The 16,815-nt window shown below is 70.2% G+C and carries 14 protein-coding genes; 4 read left to right on the top strand and 10 right to left on the bottom strand.

Annotation, left to right across the window (positions count from 1 at the left end; genetic code table 11):
- Positions 1–54: 54 nt before the first annotated feature.
- Complete coding sequence (locus AAHF99_RS10640; RefSeq protein ID WP_412759863.1) at positions 55–2,724, top strand: TIGR02302 family protein; 2,670 nt, start codon at positions 55–57, stop codon at positions 2,722–2,724.
- Between the two features lie 4 nt (positions 2,725–2,728).
- On the opposite strand, the gene chrA is transcribed toward AAHF99_RS10640, so the two are convergent.
- From chrA to rpmI, 8 genes are all read right to left on the bottom strand, one after another.
- Entirely contained in the window at positions 2,729–4,081 is a 1,353-nt protein-coding gene (chrA, locus tag AAHF99_RS10635; RefSeq protein WP_342164234.1) for a chromate efflux transporter, read from the bottom strand.
- Positions 4,078–4,950, bottom strand: a complete 873-nt coding sequence (locus tag AAHF99_RS10630) for a DUF1186 domain-containing protein (RefSeq protein ID WP_342164233.1) — start codon at positions 4,948–4,950, stop codon at positions 4,078–4,080. Before AAHF99_RS10630 ends, chrA begins: the two co-directional genes overlap by 4 nt.
- On the bottom strand, positions 4,947–7,367 hold the full coding sequence (gene pheT / locus AAHF99_RS10625; RefSeq protein ID WP_342164232.1) for a phenylalanine--tRNA ligase subunit beta: 2,421 nt from the start codon (positions 7,365–7,367) through the stop codon (positions 4,947–4,949). Before pheT ends, AAHF99_RS10630 begins: the two co-directional genes overlap by 4 nt.
- Positions 7,364–7,831 carry a hypothetical protein gene (locus AAHF99_RS10620; RefSeq protein ID WP_342164231.1) on the bottom strand — a complete coding sequence of 156 codons (468 nt, stop codon included), beginning with the start codon at positions 7,829–7,831 and terminating at the stop codon, positions 7,364–7,366. The genes pheT and AAHF99_RS10620 overlap by 4 nt, the downstream gene beginning before the upstream one ends.
- Before the next feature lie 2 nt (positions 7,832–7,833).
- The gene (locus tag AAHF99_RS10615) at positions 7,834–8,118 is read right to left on the bottom strand and encodes a hypothetical protein (protein WP_243954848.1); all 285 of its coding nucleotides are present in this window, start codon (positions 8,116–8,118) and stop codon (positions 7,834–7,836) included.
- Between the two features lie 13 nt (positions 8,119–8,131).
- Positions 8,132–9,214, bottom strand: coding sequence for a phenylalanine--tRNA ligase subunit alpha (pheS, locus tag AAHF99_RS10610; RefSeq protein ID WP_342164229.1), 1,083 nt, complete (start codon positions 9,212–9,214; stop codon positions 8,132–8,134).
- A 148-nt stretch (positions 9,215–9,362) separates the two neighbouring features.
- Complete coding sequence (rplT, locus tag AAHF99_RS10605) at positions 9,363–9,743, bottom strand: 50S ribosomal protein L20 (RefSeq protein ID WP_342164227.1); 381 nt, start codon at positions 9,741–9,743, stop codon at positions 9,363–9,365.
- Positions 9,744–9,792: 49 nt separating this feature from the next.
- Positions 9,793–9,996, bottom strand: coding sequence for a 50S ribosomal protein L35 (rpmI, locus tag AAHF99_RS10600; RefSeq protein WP_007561407.1), 204 nt, complete (start codon positions 9,994–9,996; stop codon positions 9,793–9,795).
- Positions 9,997–10,366: 370 nt separating this feature from the next.
- On the opposite strand from rpmI, the gene AAHF99_RS10595 reads away from it, so the two are divergent.
- From AAHF99_RS10595 to dapE, 3 genes are all read left to right on the top strand, one after another.
- The gene (locus tag AAHF99_RS10595; protein WP_342164226.1) at positions 10,367–11,497 is read left to right on the top strand and encodes a glycosyltransferase family 4 protein; all 1,131 of its coding nucleotides are present in this window, start codon (positions 10,367–10,369) and stop codon (positions 11,495–11,497) included.
- A 152-nt stretch (positions 11,498–11,649) separates the two neighbouring features.
- Positions 11,650–13,965 carry an amylo-alpha-1,6-glucosidase gene (locus AAHF99_RS10590; RefSeq protein ID WP_342164225.1) on the top strand — a complete coding sequence of 772 codons (2,316 nt, stop codon included), beginning with the start codon at positions 11,650–11,652 and terminating at the stop codon, positions 13,963–13,965.
- 10 nt (positions 13,966–13,975) lie between these two features.
- Positions 13,976–15,139 (top strand): succinyl-diaminopimelate desuccinylase, encoded by a 1,164-nt coding sequence (gene dapE, locus AAHF99_RS10585; RefSeq protein WP_342164224.1) that lies wholly within the window; start codon positions 13,976–13,978, stop codon positions 15,137–15,139.
- On the opposite strand, the gene truA is transcribed toward dapE, so the two are convergent.
- Together truA and fmt are read right to left on the bottom strand one after the other, a co-directional pair.
- On the bottom strand, positions 15,121–15,882 hold the full coding sequence (gene truA / locus AAHF99_RS10580; protein ID WP_342164223.1) for a tRNA pseudouridine(38-40) synthase TruA: 762 nt from the start codon (positions 15,880–15,882) through the stop codon (positions 15,121–15,123). The genes dapE and truA overlap by 19 nt on opposite strands.
- Complete coding sequence (fmt, locus tag AAHF99_RS10575) at positions 15,882–16,811, bottom strand: methionyl-tRNA formyltransferase (protein ID WP_342164221.1); 930 nt, start codon at positions 16,809–16,811, stop codon at positions 15,882–15,884. The genes truA and fmt overlap by 1 nt, the downstream gene beginning before the upstream one ends.
- Positions 16,812–16,815 lie beyond the last annotated feature (4 nt).

Below are 16,815 nucleotides of genomic sequence, written 5' to 3'. Positions count from 1 at the left end.
GCAGCGCCGATTTGACCCGGCGTCCGGCCGGGGCCACCATGCTAACCTCGGTGGATGGGCGCTGCGGCGCCGGGGCGGAACGGCGGATCGGGCAGCGTGACAAGCAGCCAACGCGGTGACGGAGCGGACGGCCCGCGGACGAAGTCCGGCGAGGCCGCACGGCTCGATCGCCTCGTCGCCCAGGCGAAGGCCGTCGTCCTGTGGGAGGCCGCGTGGCCGATCCTGTGGCGCAGCCTCGGTCTCGTCCTCGCCTTCCTCGCCCTGTCCTGGGCCGGCTTGTGGCTCGACCTTCCGCCGCTGTGGCGGAAGATCGGCCTCGGTCTCTTCGCCCTGGCCTTCGTCGCCACGCTGATCCCCCTCGTCCGCCTGCCGCGCCCCGGCCGCGGCGCCGCGCTCGCCCGGCTCGATCGGGAGGCCGCTGGCCGCGATCCGATCTTCGCCCACGGCCCCGCCTCGGCGGCGGAGGACGTGCTCGCCGTCGGCACGGGCGACGCGGGCAGCCGCGCCCTGTGGGAGTTGCACCGGGCGCGGGCCGCGCGGGCGGTGGCGGCCCTCAGGGTCGGCCGTCCGAAGCCCGGCATGGTCCGGCGCGACCCCTACGCGCTCCGCGCCGGGCTGATCGTGGCCGCCGTCGCCGCCCTGTTCGTCGCGGGGCCGGAATGGCGCCAGCGCCTTACCGCCGCCTTCGACTGGAGCGCTCCGCCGGCCCCCGGCCCGAATTTCCGCGTCGATGCCTGGATCGATCCGCCGCTCTACACGCGGATGCCGCCCCTGCTGATCTCCATCGGCGCGGGCGACCAGCACCTGCGGGCGCCCGTGAACTCGCAACTCATCGTCCGCATCGCGGGCGAGGGGCAGGGCGCGCGCACGAACCTCACTCCCGCGCGGGGCCTCGTGTCCGTGCCGGGGCAGGCCCCGCGCCCGGACCTGCGCGAGAAGCGCTTCCGCGTCACCGGTGCCGCCGACCTGACGCTCGCCACCCCCGCCGGCACCCAGCGCCTGACCATCGACGCGATCCCCGACAACGCCCCCGAGGTCACGCTCGTGGGCGGGCCGGAGGTGAACGGGCGCGGCACGTTCAACCTGACCTACCGCGCCAAGGACGATTACGGCATCGCCTCCGCCGAGGGGCTGGTGCAGCCGCTGAAGCCCGGTCGCTCGCTGGTGCCGCCGCCGCATATCGCGCTGGCGCTGCCCTCCGACCCGAGCGGGCAGGCGGACACGAAGTCCCTGGTGGACCTCACCGACAATCCCTGGGCCGGCGCGCGGGTGCGCTTCCACATCGTCGTGAAGGACGAGGCCGGGCAGGAGGGCACCACCCCCGTCAGCGAGATGACCCTGCCGGGCCGCCCGTTCCGCGATCCCCTCGCGCGCTCCCTCGCCGAGGAGCGCCGCCGCCTCGTCACTGAGCCCGACAGCGGCCGTCCGCGCGTCCAGGCCGGACTCGACGCCCTGCTCATCGCGCCGAACCTGTTCATCCCCCAGCCGGCGATCTTCCTCGGCCTGCGCACGGCGACGAACCGCCTGCGCCGGGCCAGGACCGATGCCGAACTCACGGAGGTCGCCGATCTCCTTTGGGAGATGGCCCTCAAGATCGAGGACGGCGACCTGTCCGATGCCGAGAAGCAGTTGCGGCAGGCCCAGGACCGCCTGAAGGAGGCCATCGACCGGAACGCGCCGGACGACGAGATCAAGCGCCTGACGCAGGACTTGAAGCAGGCCCTCGACAAGTTCCTGAACGAGATGGCCCAGAAGCAGGGCCGTGATCCGAACCAGCAGAGCCAGCAGCAGCAGCGCGGCGATCAGAAGAACGCGAAGTCGGTGACGCCCGAGGATCTCAACAAGATGATCCAGGACATGGCCGATGCCATGCAGCGCGGCGACACGGCCGAGGCGCAGCGCCTGATGGAGCAGCTGCGCAATATCCTGGAAAACCTGCAGACGGCGCAGAAGGGCCAGCAGGGCAACGAGGCCGCCAAGCAGATGCAGAAGCAAATGCGCGACCTCGACCAGATGACCCGCGACCAGCAGGATCTGCGCGACGAGACGTTCAAGGACGGACAGCAGCCGCGCAACGGCCAGCAGCGCCCGTCGAACCGGGGCGAGCAGCAGCAGGGCCAGCGCGGCGGCCAGCAACAGCAGCAGCAGGGCCAACAGGGTCAGCAGGGGCAACAGGGCCAGCAAGGGCAGCAGGGCGGGAAGAAGCAGCAGGGCCAGCAGGGCGGCAGCCCCGGCGACCGGCAGCAGGCCCTGCGCGAGCGCCTTCAGGAGCTCGAACAGCGCATGAAGGAGAACGGCATGCGCGGCGAGCAGGGGCTCGACGATGCCGAGCAGGCCATGCGCGATGCCGAGCAGGCGCTGAAGGACGGCCAGGAAGGCGATGCCGTCGATGCCCAGGGCCGCGCCCTCGACGGGCTCCAGCGCGGGGCCGAGGGCATGGCGCAGCAGATGCAGGAGATGGCCCAGGCCCAGGGCGAAGGCCAGCAGGGCGAGGGCCAGCAGCCGGGTCAGGAGGGCCAGGCCGGCGCCCGCGACGACGATCCCCTCGGCCGCCCGACGCGCGGCAAGGAGATGAGCGACGGCCGCGTCCGCGTGCCGACCGCCGACGAATCCGCCGTCCAGCGTGCCCGCCGGATCATGGAGGAGCTGCGGCGCAAGCTCGGCGACCCGAGCCGGCCACAGGAAGAGCTGGATTACTTCGAGCGGCTGCTGCGGCGGAACTGAGCGTTCAGCCCGTCGCGTAGCCGGCGAGGTGGAGCAGTAGCCCCGCCGCCGCGCAGCCGCCGAGGACGGTGGCGAGCCCCGCGCCGAACCGCAGCGTCGCGACGATGGCGGCGAGCGACAGGACGAGCGCCGCCGGATCGAGGCTCGTCAGGACCGGCAGGTCGAAGGCAAGGCCGGGTACGCGCACGGGCTGTACCTCCCGGAAGATCGTGTGCAGGGAGAACCAGACCGCGAGGTTGAGGATCACCCCCACCACCGCCGCCGTCACGGCGTTCAGCGCCCCGACCACCCGTGGATTTCCGCGCAACGCCTCGGCGAAGGGGGCGGCGAGGAACACGAACAGGAAGCAGGGCACGAACGTCACCCAGGTGGCGAGCAGCCCGCCGAGGATGCCGGATACGAGCGGCGCGAGATCGCCCGGGTTGCGATAGGCCCCGATGAAGGCGACGAACTGCATCACCATGATGAGCGGCCCCGGCGTCGTCTCCGCGAGGCCGAGCCCGTCGAGCATTTCCCGCGCGGAGAGCCAGTGGAAGCTTTCCACCGCCTGCTGTGCCACGTAGGCGAGGGCGGCATAGGCCCCGCCGAAGGTCACGACGGCCATGGTCGAGAAGAAGGTGGCGATTCGCGCGAACACGTCGCCGGAGCCGAGCGCCAGGAGGATCGCCCCCACCGGCACCAGCCACAGGGCGAGGCAGATCGCGGCGATGCGGAAGGCCGCGCGCCGGTCGCGGGTATGGGCGGGCAGCGCATCGCCGAGCAGGCTCGCCGCCTCGGCCGGGGAGGCCGTGCCCGCGAAGGCCGTCGAGCCGGCGCGCGCCGCGACGAAGCCGATCAGCCCCGCGCCCAGCACGATCAGCGGGAAGGGAATGCCGAATAGGAAGAGGCCGAGGAAGGAGGCGGCGGCCAGCGCCCATTGCGCCCGGCTCCGCAAGGCCCGGCGGCCCACCCGCAGCACCGCCTGCAGCACGATGGCCAGCACGGCGGCCTTCAATCCGAAGAACAGGGCGCCGATGGCCGGCACCTGCCCGTAGAGGGCATAGACGATCGACAGCGCCATGATCGACACGGCGCCCGGCAGTACGAACAGCACCCCGGCAATCACCCCGCCGAGCGTCCGGTGCATCAGCCAGCCGAGATAGGTGGCGAGTTGCTGCGCCTCCGGGCCGGGCAGCAGCATGCAGACGTTGAGGGCATGCAGGAAGCGCCCCTCATCGACCCAGCGCCGCTCCTCCACGACGATCCGGTGCATCACCGCGATCTGTCCCGCCGGCCCGCCGAAGGACAGGGCGGCGATCCGCGCCCACACGGAGGTCGCCTCGCGCAGGCTCACTCCGTGGGACGGCGGTTCCGTCATGGGGCGGGCGGCATCCAGGGCGCCTCGGTCTCGACCTTGTCGAGGCAGCATTTCTTGAACTTCTGGCCGGAGCCGCAGGGGCAGGGGTCGTTCCGGCCGACATCCTTGAACGGGTTGCGCTGGGGCTCGCCATAGCCCTCGCGGGTCCATTCGAGGGCGGCGACGGGGTCGTCCAAGTAGCCGTAGAGGTCCGGTGGAAGGCGCTCCCGGTCGTGCGGGTAGCGCTCGGCTTCGCGCAGGGTCTCCTTGAACCAGTCGGCGTCGCTGTGCTCCGGGTCGATCCGCCCGTCCTTGCGCGCCGCCTCGACCCTCGGGGCGAGGTCGCGGAAGCCCAGCGTGGCGATGGCCTCCTCCCAGGCGGTCCAGCCGATATCGCCCTCGATCGACGCCTTGGCATCATCGAAGCGCACCAGCACCCGGTGCAGGGCGTCGCGGTCGATGCGGCCGTCGAGGCACAGGAAGGTGCAGGCGGCGAGGATGGCCTCGCGGATGCCGTCGTCCAGGCTCGAATCGAGGATCAGGCGGAACAGCGGCTCAGCCTGCCCGTCGTAGAGGCTCGCGAGAACCCGCGAGAGCGTCGCCGTCACGGCGTCGCCCAGCACCGCATCGACGAACTCGCTATCCTGCCGCAGGAAGCCGAGCAGCGGCGCCAGGGCGCGCGTGTCCCGCGCCGAGGCCATGAGGTGCAGGCCCCAGAAGACGAGGTTCGCCTGTCCCTGGTCGATCTCCTTGCCCTCGGCCGCCGCGTTCAGGAGCGACAGGGTCGCCTCGGCGATGGCCTCGGGATGCTCCAGCGCCTTGCGCAGGGCCGGCGCCGGCAGGTGGATCGCCGCCGCCAGATCCTCGATGAGCGCGGAGAGCGGCGTCATGCGCGTAGGCTCGCCCCGGTGCGCTTGGCGACCTCCGCGACGATCTTGGCGCTCACCGCCTCGATCTCCGCGTCCGTCAGCGTCTTGTCGGTGGGCTGCAGCCGCACCGCGACGGCGATGGACTTCGACCCCTCGGCCACGCCCGGCCCCTCGTAGAGGTCGAACACCTCGACCCCGGCGATGAGCTTGCGCTCGGCGTTCTGGGCGGCCTTCACGACATCGCCCGCCGGCACGTCGCAGCCCACCACGAAGGCGAAGTCGCGGGTCAGCGGCTGGAACTCCGAGAGGGCGAGGGCCGGCTTCGCCTTGGTCGGCTTGTGCCTGGGCAGGGGCAGGCTATCGAGGATCAGCTCGAAGGCCACGAGGCTGCCCTTCAGGTCGAGGGCCTGCATCGTGCGCGGGTGGACCTCGCCGAACCAGCCGATCTCGGTCTTCGGCCCGAAGCGCAGGGTGCCGGAGCGGCCGGGATGCAGCCAGGCCGGGCCGCCGGCCGTGACCTGCAATCCGCCGGTCGGGATGCCGAGGCTCGCGAGCAGCGCCATGGCGTCGGCCTTCGCGTCGAAGGCATCGACGGTGCGGGTCGCGCCGTCCCAGTGCCGGCCGGCGCCGAGGAGGGCGGCGGTGTTACGCCGGATTCCCGCCGCGCGGGTGGTCTGGCCCTCCGGCTGGTCGTTGGCGAAGCACTGGCCGACCTCGAACAGCGCGGCGTCCGGGTAGCCCCGGTCGGCGTTGCGCTGCGCGGCGCGCAGCAGCCCCGGCACGAGGCTCGGGCGCATGTCCGACAGATCGGACGCGATGGGGTTGGCGAGCTTCAGGTCCGCCCCGCCGCCGCCGAACAGCGTCGCGTCGGCGTGGGGGATGAACGACCACGTCACCGCTTCCATCAGGCCCCGGCTCGCCAGCGCGCGCTTCGCGGTGCGGGTGCGCTTCTGCATGGGCGTGAGCAGCGGGCGGCCGATGCCCGCCGGGCGGGGGAGGGGCTTCGCCTCGATCCGGTCGAGGCCGGCGATGCGGATCACCTCCTCCACGAGGTCGGCCTTGCCCTCGACATCCGGTCGCCAGGACGGCGTGAGCACCTTCACCCGGTCGCCCGTGCCGGAAACGTGGAAGCCCAGGGCCTCCAGCGTCACCTTCATCTCGGGCCGGGGCAGGTCGAGCCCGGCGAGGCGGCGCACCTCGGTCCAGGGGAAGTCGATGATCCGCTCGGTCTCCGGCGGCTCGCCTGTGATGCTCGCCTCGGTGGCGGTGCCGCCGCAGAGGTCGAGGACGAGTTGCGTCGCGAGGTCGAGGCCCGGAACGGTCGAGAGCGGATCGACGCCGCGCTCGAAGCGGTAGCGGGCATCCGTGACGATGCCGAGCCGCCGCCCGCTCTGGGCGATGTTGGCCGGATCCCACAGGGCCGATTCGATCAGCACGTCGGTGGTGGTCTCGTCGCAGCCCGAGGCCTCGCCGCCCATGATGCCGGCGATGGATTCCACGCCGGCCTCGTCGGCGATCACCACGGTGTCGTCGCTGAGAGTGTGCGTCTTGCCGTCGAGGGCGAGCAGCGTCTCCCCCACCTTGGCCCGGCGGATGGTGAGCCCGCCCTTCACCTTGGCGGCGTCGAAGACGTGGAGCGGGCGGCCCCGGTCGAAGGTGATGTAGTTGGTGATGTCCACCAGTGTGTTGATCGGCCGGAGCCCGATGGCCCGGAGCCGAGCCTGCATCCACTCGGGCGAGGGGCCGTTCCGGACGCCGCGTACGAGGCGCAGGGCGAACATCGGGCACAGGCCGGCATCTTCCGGCGCGAAGTCACGGACGACCGACACGGGGCAGGGGCCTTCGCCCCGGATCTGCGTCGCGGTCTCGCGCCTCAGTACGCCGAGCCCCGCGGCCGCGAGGTCGCGGGCGATGCCGTGGATCGAGGTGCAATCCGGCCGGTTGGGGGTGAGGTTGATCTCGATGACCGGGTCGTCCAGCCCCGCGAAGGCGGCGTAGGGCGTGCCGGCGGGGGCCTCGGTCGTCAGGTCGATGATGCCGTCATGGTCCTCGCCGAGGCCGAGTTCGGCGGCCGAGCACAGCATGCCCCGGCTCTCGACGCCGCGGATGTTGCCCACCGACAGGGTGATGTTCTTGCCGGGCACGTAGGTGCCGGGGGGCGCGAACACGGTGCGCATCCCCGCCCGCGCGTTCGGCGCGCCGCAGACCACCTGCACCGGCGCGCCCTCGCCGGTGTCGACCGAGCAGACCCGCAGCCGGTCGGCGTTCGGGTGCTGCTCGGCGGTGAGGACATGGGCGATGACATAGGGCTTCAGCGTCGCCGCCTTGTCCTCGATCCCTTCGACCTCCAGGCCGATGCGGGTCAGGGTCTCGGCGACGGTGTCGAGGGACGCCTCGGTGTCGAGGTGATCCTTGAGCCAGGAGAGGGTGAATTTCATTTCTTGCGGCTCGGGAAGAGGAGATGAACGACGAGGACGCGACGATCCGGGTCATCCAACTCGGTCAGGGCGCTGACGAGGGCTCTGGCCCGCGCGAGGTACTCGGTGACCTCGGCGAGCGAGAACAGATTGCGGCGGGGCGGCGAATAGTCTGCCTTGATTCGGGCTTCCTGCAACTGGACGAACCCGAAGCCGATGGGGCTGAGCACCGGGTTCGACCGAAGGGGAGCCGCGGTGAAGGCGTGCCGCAACGTCCCGTGATCGAGGGTGCGGTACACCCGCTCGAATTCCGGCGTGCCCACGTCCCCGTCGGGAAGGATGCTGCCGGCGCAGAGCGCCAGAAGCTGGTGGAAGGCGGCATAGTAGGCGGAACTCACCGCACGGCGCTTCGCCGCCGAACTGCGGGGGTTCCGTTCGACGAGGTCGGCCGCCTGCCTCAGCATGGAGTCGATCATCGAGGGCATGGTCAGTCGATGTCCTCGCCGACGTCTTGCTCCTCATCGACTTCGTTCTTCAGCAGGATGAAGCGGTCCTCGCCCCGGGCGAACAGTTCGGACTGGAGCACCGGGCCGACCGCCAGCAGCGGGTCGGGCTTCACGTTCGGCCGCCGCCGGTAGTGGGCCACGACGTGAATCACCGGCTCGCCGCCCGAGTCGAGACCGGACCTGACCTCGACGCCCTGGAAGCCGGCGTCGGGCACACGGCTGCGCAGGATGCCGGAGACGACCGTATGCAACTCCTGGTCTGTCATCGTGCCGCTCCGCTCACCCCGTCAGCCCGCCCACGAGGCTCGGCACGTCGAGGGGCCGGAAGCCGTAATGATCCAGCCAGCGGACATCCGCCTCGAAGAACGGGCGCAGGTCGGGCATGCCGTATTTCAGCATGGCGATGCGGTCGAGGCCGACGCCGAAGGCGAAGCCCTGCACGACGTCCGGGTCCAGCCCGCAATTGCGCAGCACGTTCGGGTGGACCATCCCGCAGCCGAGGATTTCCAGCCAGTCGGTGCCCTCGCCGAAGCAGATCTCGCCGCCCTTGCGCGAGCACTGGATGTCTACCTCCGCCGAAGGCTCGGTGAAGGGGAAGAACGAGGGGCGGAAGCGCATCTTGACCTGATCGACCTCGAAGAACGCCTTGCAGAACTCCTCGAGCACCCACTTCAGGGACGCGATGTTGGCCGCCGTGTCGATCACCAGCCCCTCGACCTGATGGAACATCGGCGTGTGGGTTTGGTCCGAGTCGTGCCGGTAGGTGCGGCCGGGGATGATCACCCGGATCGGCGGCTGCTGGCTCCGCATGGTGCGGATCTGGACCGGCGAGGTGTGCGTGCGCAACACCTTGCGCTTGCCATTGGCGTCGGGCGCCAGGAAGAACGTGTCGTGCATCTCCCGCGCCGGATGGCCCGGCGGGAAGTTCAGCGCGGTGAAGTTCAACTCGTCCGTTTCGATGTCGGGTCCTTCGGCGACCGCGAAGCCCATATCGGCGAAGATCGCCGTCACCTCGTCGATCACCTGGCTGATCGGGTGGATGCGGCCGCGCGCCTCCGGCGCCTCCCGGCCCGGCAGGGTGACGTCGATCCGCTCGGAGGCGAGTCGCGCTTCGAGGGCCGCTTCCGCGAGGTCGGTCTTGCGCGCCGTCAGGGCGGTGGCGACCCGGTCGCGCAGGCCGTTGATGAGCGGGCCGCGCTCCTTGCGCTCGTCCGGCGTCATCGCGCCGAGCGTCTTCAGGAGTTCGGAGACGCTGCCCTTCTTGCCCAGGGCGGCCACGCGCACGGCGTCGAGGGCGCCCTCGTCGGGGGCGGCGGACACCTGCGCCAGGAGATCGCGTTCGAGGCTGTCGAGATCGGTCATCGCTTCATTCGGATCGCGGGGGCCGTGCCGCCGACGGGTGTGCTTTTGCGCGCCGCTCGCATTCATGCAAGCCGCGCGGCTCCAAAAACGACGAAGGCGCGGCACCCCTCGGGCACCGCGCCTTCCGTCCGGTCAGTGAAGGGTCCGCTCAGGCGGCCTTCTTCTCCGGCTGAGCGGGCATCGCGGCCTTGGCCTTCTCCACCACGGCGGCGAACGCGGCCGGCTCGTGGATGGCGAGTTCCGACAGGGCCTTGCGGTCCACCACGATGCCGGCCAACGCCAGGGCATTGATGAAGCGCGAATAGGTCAGGCCCTGCTCGCGGACGGCGGCGTTGAGGCGCTGGATCCACAGGGCGCGGAACGTGCGCTTCTTATTCTTCCGGTCGCGATAGGCATACTGCATGCCCTTCTCGACCGCCTGCTTGGCGATCCGGATGGTATTCTTGCGCCGGCCGTAATAGCCCTTGGCGGCCTTCAGGACTTTCTTGTGCTTGGCGTGAGAGGTCACGCCGCGTTTGACGCGGGCCATCGGTTATCTCCTGGATTTCGACTAAGACAGTATCGGCTTGTGGGAAGGCTTACCGCGCGTTCGGCAGGAAGTACTTCTTCACGTTGGCGGCATCGCCCTCGAACAGGGTCGTCGTGCCGCGCAGGTTGCGGATCTGCTTCGTCGTCCGCTTGATCATCCCGTGGCGCTTGCCGGCCTGGGCGTACATCACCTTGCCGGTGCCGGTGATCTTGAAGCGCTTCTTGGCGCCCGATTTGGTCTTCAGCTTGGGCATTTGGCTCTCCTGTTGCGCGAAACGCCAGCGCGGCCCGCGAGGACCGGGTTGGGTTTGCGCGATGATGCTTCTGGTGGAGCAGCATGAACCGCCACGGCAGCCCTTGATCGGCCGGGCGGTTCGACGCGGGGCGGCTTATGGCAGAAACCGCCCGTTCCGGCAACGCCTTCGTGGCGGCGCGCGAAATGCAAGCCGGTTTCTCGGGCAGGAGGGATGCCGGGGAAAGCGGGGAAGGGGCGGTTCGCGGGGGTCACGCAGCCGTGACGCACAGGGCTCAGGAACCATAACCTTGGCTTTCTGTTTCATTCATGTCCCGCTCAGGCCGATCTCGCTAGACCCCGCTCAAAGTCGGTCACCAAGGAGACACTTCGTGCGCATTGCTCAGATTGCTCCGCTCTCGGAGGCGGTCCCTCCGAAGTTCTACGGCGGCACGGAGCGTGTCGTCAGCTGGATCACGGAAGAACTGGTCCGCCAGGGCCATGACGTGACCCTGTTCGCGAGCGGCGATTCGGAGACATCGGCGAAGCTCGCGGCCTGCACTCCCGAGGGTTTGCGCCTGCTCGGCTACCGCGACCATACCGCGAGCCACCTCGCGATGCTGCATCAGGTGCATCGCCGGGCGCACGAGTTCGACGTGCTGCATTTCCACATCGATCTGCTGCAGTATCCGATGTTCGAGGACATGAACCACAAGTGCATCACCACGATGCACGGTCGTCTCGACGTGCCGGACTTCATGCCGGTCTACCGCACCTTCACGGGCATGCCCCTGGTGTCGATCTCCGACAACCAGCGCCTGCCGATGCCGCCGAACGTGAACTGGCTCTCCACGATCCATCACGGCCTGCCGGCGCAAAACTGCCCCTACTACCCCGAGGCGAAGGGCGGCTACCTCGCCTTCCTCGGCCGCATCTCCCCCGAGAAGCGCCCCGACCGCGCCATCGAGATGGCGATCCGCTCGGGCACGCCTCTGAAGATCGCCGCCAAGGTCGATAAGGCGGACCAGGATTACTGGGACGAGGTGATCGAGCCCATGATTCACCACCCGCTGGTGGAGTTCATCGGTGAGATCAACGAGGAGCAGAAGAAGGACTTCCTCGGCAACGCCCTGGCGCTCGCCTTCCCGATCGACTGGCCGGAGCCCTTCGGCCTCGTGATGATCGAGGCGATGTCGGCCGGCACGCCGGTGATCGCCTTCCGCAACGGCTCCGTGCCGGAGGTCATCGCCGACGGCGTGAGCGGTGTGCTCTGCGATTCGATGGACGATGCCGTCGCCGCCGTGGCGAAGGTGAAGGCCATGAGCCGCGCGGGCGTGCGCCGCCATTTCGAGGGCGGCTTCACCGCCGAGCGCATGGTGCAGAAGTACGTCGCGGCCTACGAGGAGCTTCTCTCCCGTTCCGCCGAGGTGATCCGCCTGCCGAAGGCCACGTTCAAGACGGTGCCGAGCGACGTGAACGGGTCCTCGCGCCCGGCCATGCCGGCGGCGGCCTTCCCGGCCTGAGGGCGCGAATTCGGGCGGCATCGGGCTTGCGAGGGACCGGTCGCCCGTCCTAGCGTCGCGAAAGCGACTCATCCGACTGCTTGAGACAGGGCCGCCGCATCGAGGCCGATGCGGCGGCCCTCTCGATTCCGCGACACCCCGGAGAAGCCTGCATGGCGGCAAAGACAGACCTCGCGACGGAAACCCCGTTCGGCCACGGCTTTCAGGATGCGGACGAGGTTCTGCCGACCTATCACATCGAGGCGCAGACCTCCCTGGTCGAGCGCCCGCTGCGGTCGCTGAAGTTCGGCGAGGCTTTCGGCGTCCTCGATTCCTACGGCGACATCGGCGTGCAGCCCGGCCCCGAGGGCTTGTACTTCCAGGATACCCGCTACCTCTCCCGCCTGGAGGTGAAGATCGAGGGTCAGCGGCCCCTGATGCTCTCCTCCGTCATGCAGGACGACAACGGCGCGCTCAGCGTCGACATGACGACGCCGGACATCCGCCTCGACGCCCATGACGAGACCTCGATCCCCCGCGAGACGGTGGCGATCGAGCGCACCAAGTTCCTGTTCCGGGGCGCCTGCTACGACCGGATCGGCTTGCGCTCCTACGACACCAAGCACCGTCGTCTGCGCGTGAGCGTGACGTTCGACGCCGATTACCGCGACCTGTTCGAGGTGCGCGGCACCGACCGCAAGGAGCGCGGCAAGCGCGGCGTGCTGGTCGCGACCCCCACCGAGGTGCAGTTCCGCTATGTCGGCCTCGACGACGTGGTGCGCACCACGAGCCTGCATTTCGGGCCGAAGCCCGCCTCGCTGGAGCCCGGCAAGGCCGAGTTCGAGATCTCGCTCTCGCCCGGCGCGCAGACCTCCATCTTCATCCGCGTGGTGTTCGAATCGCACCGCGCCTTCACCAAGCCGCCAACCGAGACGATGATCGGCGAGGATGCCGCCGCGCGCCTGACGCAGGTGGCCAATGGCGGCGGCTCGCCCAAGCACCCGAAAAGCCTCGGCGAGGGCACGATCTTCGCCCGCGCCTACCGCGATTCCCGTCGCGACCTGCGGGCGCTGACCGCCGGCATCACCACGATCATCTCCTCGAACGACCAGTTCAACGAGGGGCTCTGCCGCGCCACCGCCGACCTCTACATGCTGGCGAGCCGCACGCCGGAGGGCATCTACCCCTTCGCCGGCATCCCCTGGTACTCCACGGTGTTCGGCCGTGACGGCATCATCACCGCGATGATGGCCTTATGGATCGATCCGAAATTCGGCCGGGGCGTCCTGCGCTACCTCGCCGCCACGCAGGCGAAGGTGGTCGATCCGGCCGCCGACGCGCAGCCCGGCAAGGTGCTGCACGAGACCCGTCGCGGCGAGATGGCGATGCTCGGGGAGGTGCCGTTCCGGCACTATTACGGCACCATCGACGGCACGCCGCTCTTCGTGATGCTGGCCTGGGAATACTACCTCGTCTCGGGCGACCTGCAGACGATCCGGGACATCTGGCCTGCGCTCGAACTCGCTCTCGAATGGATGAACAAGTACGGCGACCGCGACGGCGACGGCTTCGTGGAATACGCCCGCGACACCGACAAGGGCCTGGAGAACCAGGGCTGGAAGGACAGCCACGATTCGATCTTCCACGCGGACGGCCATCTCGCGAAGGGGCCGATCGCGCTGTGCGAGGTGCAGGGCTACGTCTACGCCGCCAAGAACGGCATGGGGCAGCTCGCCGGCCTGCTCGGCCACGACGACATGGCCGAGCAACTGACGGCCGAGGCCAAGGGCCTGCGCGAAAAGTTCGATCAGGCCTTCTGGAACGAGGAGATCGGCACCTACGCCCTCGCCCTCGACGGCGCGAAGAAGCAATGCGCCGTGCGCTCGTCCAATGCCGGCCACGCCCTGTTCACCGGCATCGCCAAGCCGGAGCGGGCGGCCCGCGTCGCGGAGACCCTGCTCGGCAATGACGGGTTCAACGGCTGGGGCGTGCGCACCATCGCCAAGGGCGAGGCGCGCTACAACCCGATGTCGTACCACAACGGCTCGATCTGGCCGCACGACAACGCGCTGATCGCGATGGGCCTCGCCCGCTACGACCGCAAGGCCGAGGCGGCGCGGATCTTCCAGGGGATGTTCGACACCTCCCTCTACCAGGACCAGAAGCGCCTGCCGGAGCTGTTCTGCGGCTTCATGCGCCGGCCTCAGCGCGGGCCGGTGTCCTATCCGGTGGCGTGCAGCCCGCAGGCCTGGGCGGCGGCGGCGCCGTTCGCCTTCCTCGCGGCCTGCCTCGGCCTCGAACTCGACCACGACCGCAACCGCGTCCTGTTGAAGAACCCGATCCTGCCGGGCTTCCTCGACGGGGTGACGCTGTACAACGTGAAGCTCCGCGATTCGCGGCTCGACCTGCGCTTCCAATCCTACGACGGCGACGTCACCGTGAGCGTGATGCGCCGCCACGGCGACGCGCGGGTGGTGGTGATGAAGTAAGGGAACCCCCGTGTCCGCCTCCGCCCTCGACCTCGCCCAGGCCCTCATCCGCTGCCCCTCCGTCACCCCGGAGGATGCGGGGGCGCTCGGCGTCGTGGCGGGGGCGCTGGCGGAGGCCGGTTTCACGGTGGAGCGGCCGGTCTTCGCGGAAGCGGGCCATCCCGACACGCCGAACCTGTTCGCGCGGATCGGCCGCGAGGGGCCGTGCCTCGCCTTCGCGGGCCACACCGACGTGGTGCCCACGGGCGACAGGCAAGCATGGCGGCACGACCCGTTCGGCGCGGTGATCGAGGGCGGGATGCTCTACGGGCGCGGCGCGGCCGACATGAAGGGCGGCGTCGCCTGCATGATGGCGGCGGCCCTCGCCTTCGTGGAGAAGCGGGGCGGCGCCTTTCCCGGCTCCATCGCCTTCCTCATCACGGGGGACGAGGAGGGGCCCGCCGTGAACGGCACGGTGAAGCTCCTCGATTGGGCGCGGAGGCGGGGCGAGCGCTTCGACCATTGCGTGCTGGGCGAGCCGACCAATCCCGGCACCCTCGGCGAGATGATCAAGATCGGCCGGCGGGGCTCGCTCACGGGCAAGCTCACGGTGCTCGGCCGGCAGGGCCATGTCGCCTATCCGCACAAGGCCGAGAACCCGATCCCCGGCCTGCTGCGCCTGACCACGGCGCTGATCGCCGAACCGCTCGACGGCGGCAGCGCGCATTTCGACGCCTCGAACCTCGAATTCACGACGATCGACGTCGGCAATACGGCGACCAACGTCATTCCGGCGACCGCGCGGGCGGTGTTCAACATCCGCTTCAACGACGACTGGACGGCCGACAGCCTCGGCGCCGAGATCCGCCGCCGCCTCGACAAGGCCGCCGGCAATTCGGTGCGCTACCTCCTCGACCTTCAGCCCTCGAACTCGCCGGCGTTCCTGACCCGGCCGAACGCCTTCGTTGATCTCGTCTCGGAAGCGATCCGCGCCGAGACCGGGCTGACCCCGGTGCTCTCCACCACGGGCGGCACCTCGGATGCGCGCTTCATCAAGGATGTCTGCCCGGTGATCGAGTTCGGCCTCGTCGGCGAGACGATGCATCAGGTGGACGAGTGTGTCGCGGTCGCCGACATCGAGCGGCTGACCGCGATCTACGGCCGGGTGCTCGACGCCTACTTCCCAGCCTCGTAATCGACCCCCACGAAGGTGAGCCCGCAGGCCGGCGCCAGGGGCCCGCAGCGGGTCTTGTCGCCGGTGGCGAGGATGTCGGCCACGTCGTCGGCCGAGAGCCGGCGGCAGCCCGCCAGCATCAACGTGCCGACCATCGCCCGCACCTGATGGTGCAGGAAGGAGCGGGCGCAGGTCTCGATCACGATCTCCCCGTGCTGGCCGATCCATTGCCGGCTCACGTCGAGCTTTTCGAGGGTGCGCACGGGGCTGTTCGCCTGGCACTCGGCGGCGCGGAAGGCTGTGAAGTCGTGCAGGCCGGTGAGCCTCTGGGCGGCCAAGTGCATCAGCTCCGCATCGAGCGGCCAGGGGACGTGCCAGACATGGGCGCGGGTCAGCGCCGCCGGGCTGCGCCGGTTGAGGATGCGGTAGCGGTAATGCCGGCGGATCGCCGAATGCCGCGCATCGAAGGTCTCCGGCACGATCTCGGCCGCGATCACCGCCACCGGACGCGGGCGCAGATGCGCGTTGATCGCGTCGCGCACCGTGTCTGTCCGCCACTCCTTGGCGAGGTCGAGATGGGCGACCTGATGCGTCGCGTGCACGCCCGCGTCGGTGCGGCCCGCGCAGGTGAGGCGGGCTGTCTCACCCGAGAACCGCGTCACCGCCGCCTCGATGGCACCCTGCACGGTCGGGTCGTCGCTCTGCCGCTGCCAGCCGCAGAACGGGCCGCCGTCGTATTCGATGATCAGCTTGTAGCGGGGCATCAGCCGAGGCGCGCGCCCGGTGCCAGACGCGCGCCGCGCACGAACTCGCCGCCGGTGGCGCTGCCGCCCTTGCCGGCCCGGCGCGTTTCGAGAAGCCGCACCGCGCCCGTGCCGCAGGCGATGGTCGCCTCGCCGTCGAGGAGCGTGCCGGGCTCGCCCTTGCCCTGCGCGGGGAGGGCGCGCAGCACCTTCACCCGCTCCGGCCCCTTGCCGAGATCGGCCTCCAGGAAGGCGCCGGGGAAGGGCGACAGGCCGTTGATGTGCGCGGCCACCGTCGCGGCGTCGCGCGACCAGTCGATCCGCGCCTCCTCGTTGGTGATCTTGTGGGCGTAGACCACGCCCTCCTCGGGTTGTGGCGTGAAGGTGAGGCCGGACCCGTCGAGGGCCTTCAGCGCATCGGACATCAGCCCGGCGCCGACCGGCATCAGCGCATCGTGCAACTCGCCCGCCGTCATCTCCACCGTGATCGGAACCCGCGCCTCCAGGGCGACGGGGCCGGTGTCGAGCCCGGCTTCCATCCGCATCACCCCGATGCCGCTCTCGGCATCGCCTGCCATCACCGCCCGCTGGATCGGCGCGGCGCCCCGCCAGCGCGGCAGCAGCGAGCCGTGCAGGTTCAGGCAGCCATGGCGGGGCAGATCGAGGATCGCCTGCGGCAGCAGCATCCCGTAGGCCACCACCACCGCCACGTCGGCGCCATGGTCGGCGAAGGTCTCGGCGGCCTCCGGTGTGCGCAGCGTCGAGGGCGTCAGGACGGGGGCGCCGAGGTTGTCGGCCAGGGCGTGGACGGGGGAGGGGCGCAAGGCCATGCCGCGCCCGGCCCGCGCCGGGGCGCGGGTGTAGACGGCGGCGATGGCGTGCCCGTCCGCCGCGAGCCGCGCCAGGGTCGGCACCGCGAAATCCGGGGTGCCCATGAAGACGACGCGCATGGCG

This window comes from Methylobacterium litchii (assembly GCF_038442315.1).
Classification (GTDB): Bacteria; Pseudomonadota; Alphaproteobacteria; order Rhizobiales; family Beijerinckiaceae; genus Methylobacterium; species Methylobacterium litchii.
Note: the sequence above shows the minus strand (reverse complement) of the source record. Positions and strands in the feature narration are given on the sequence as shown.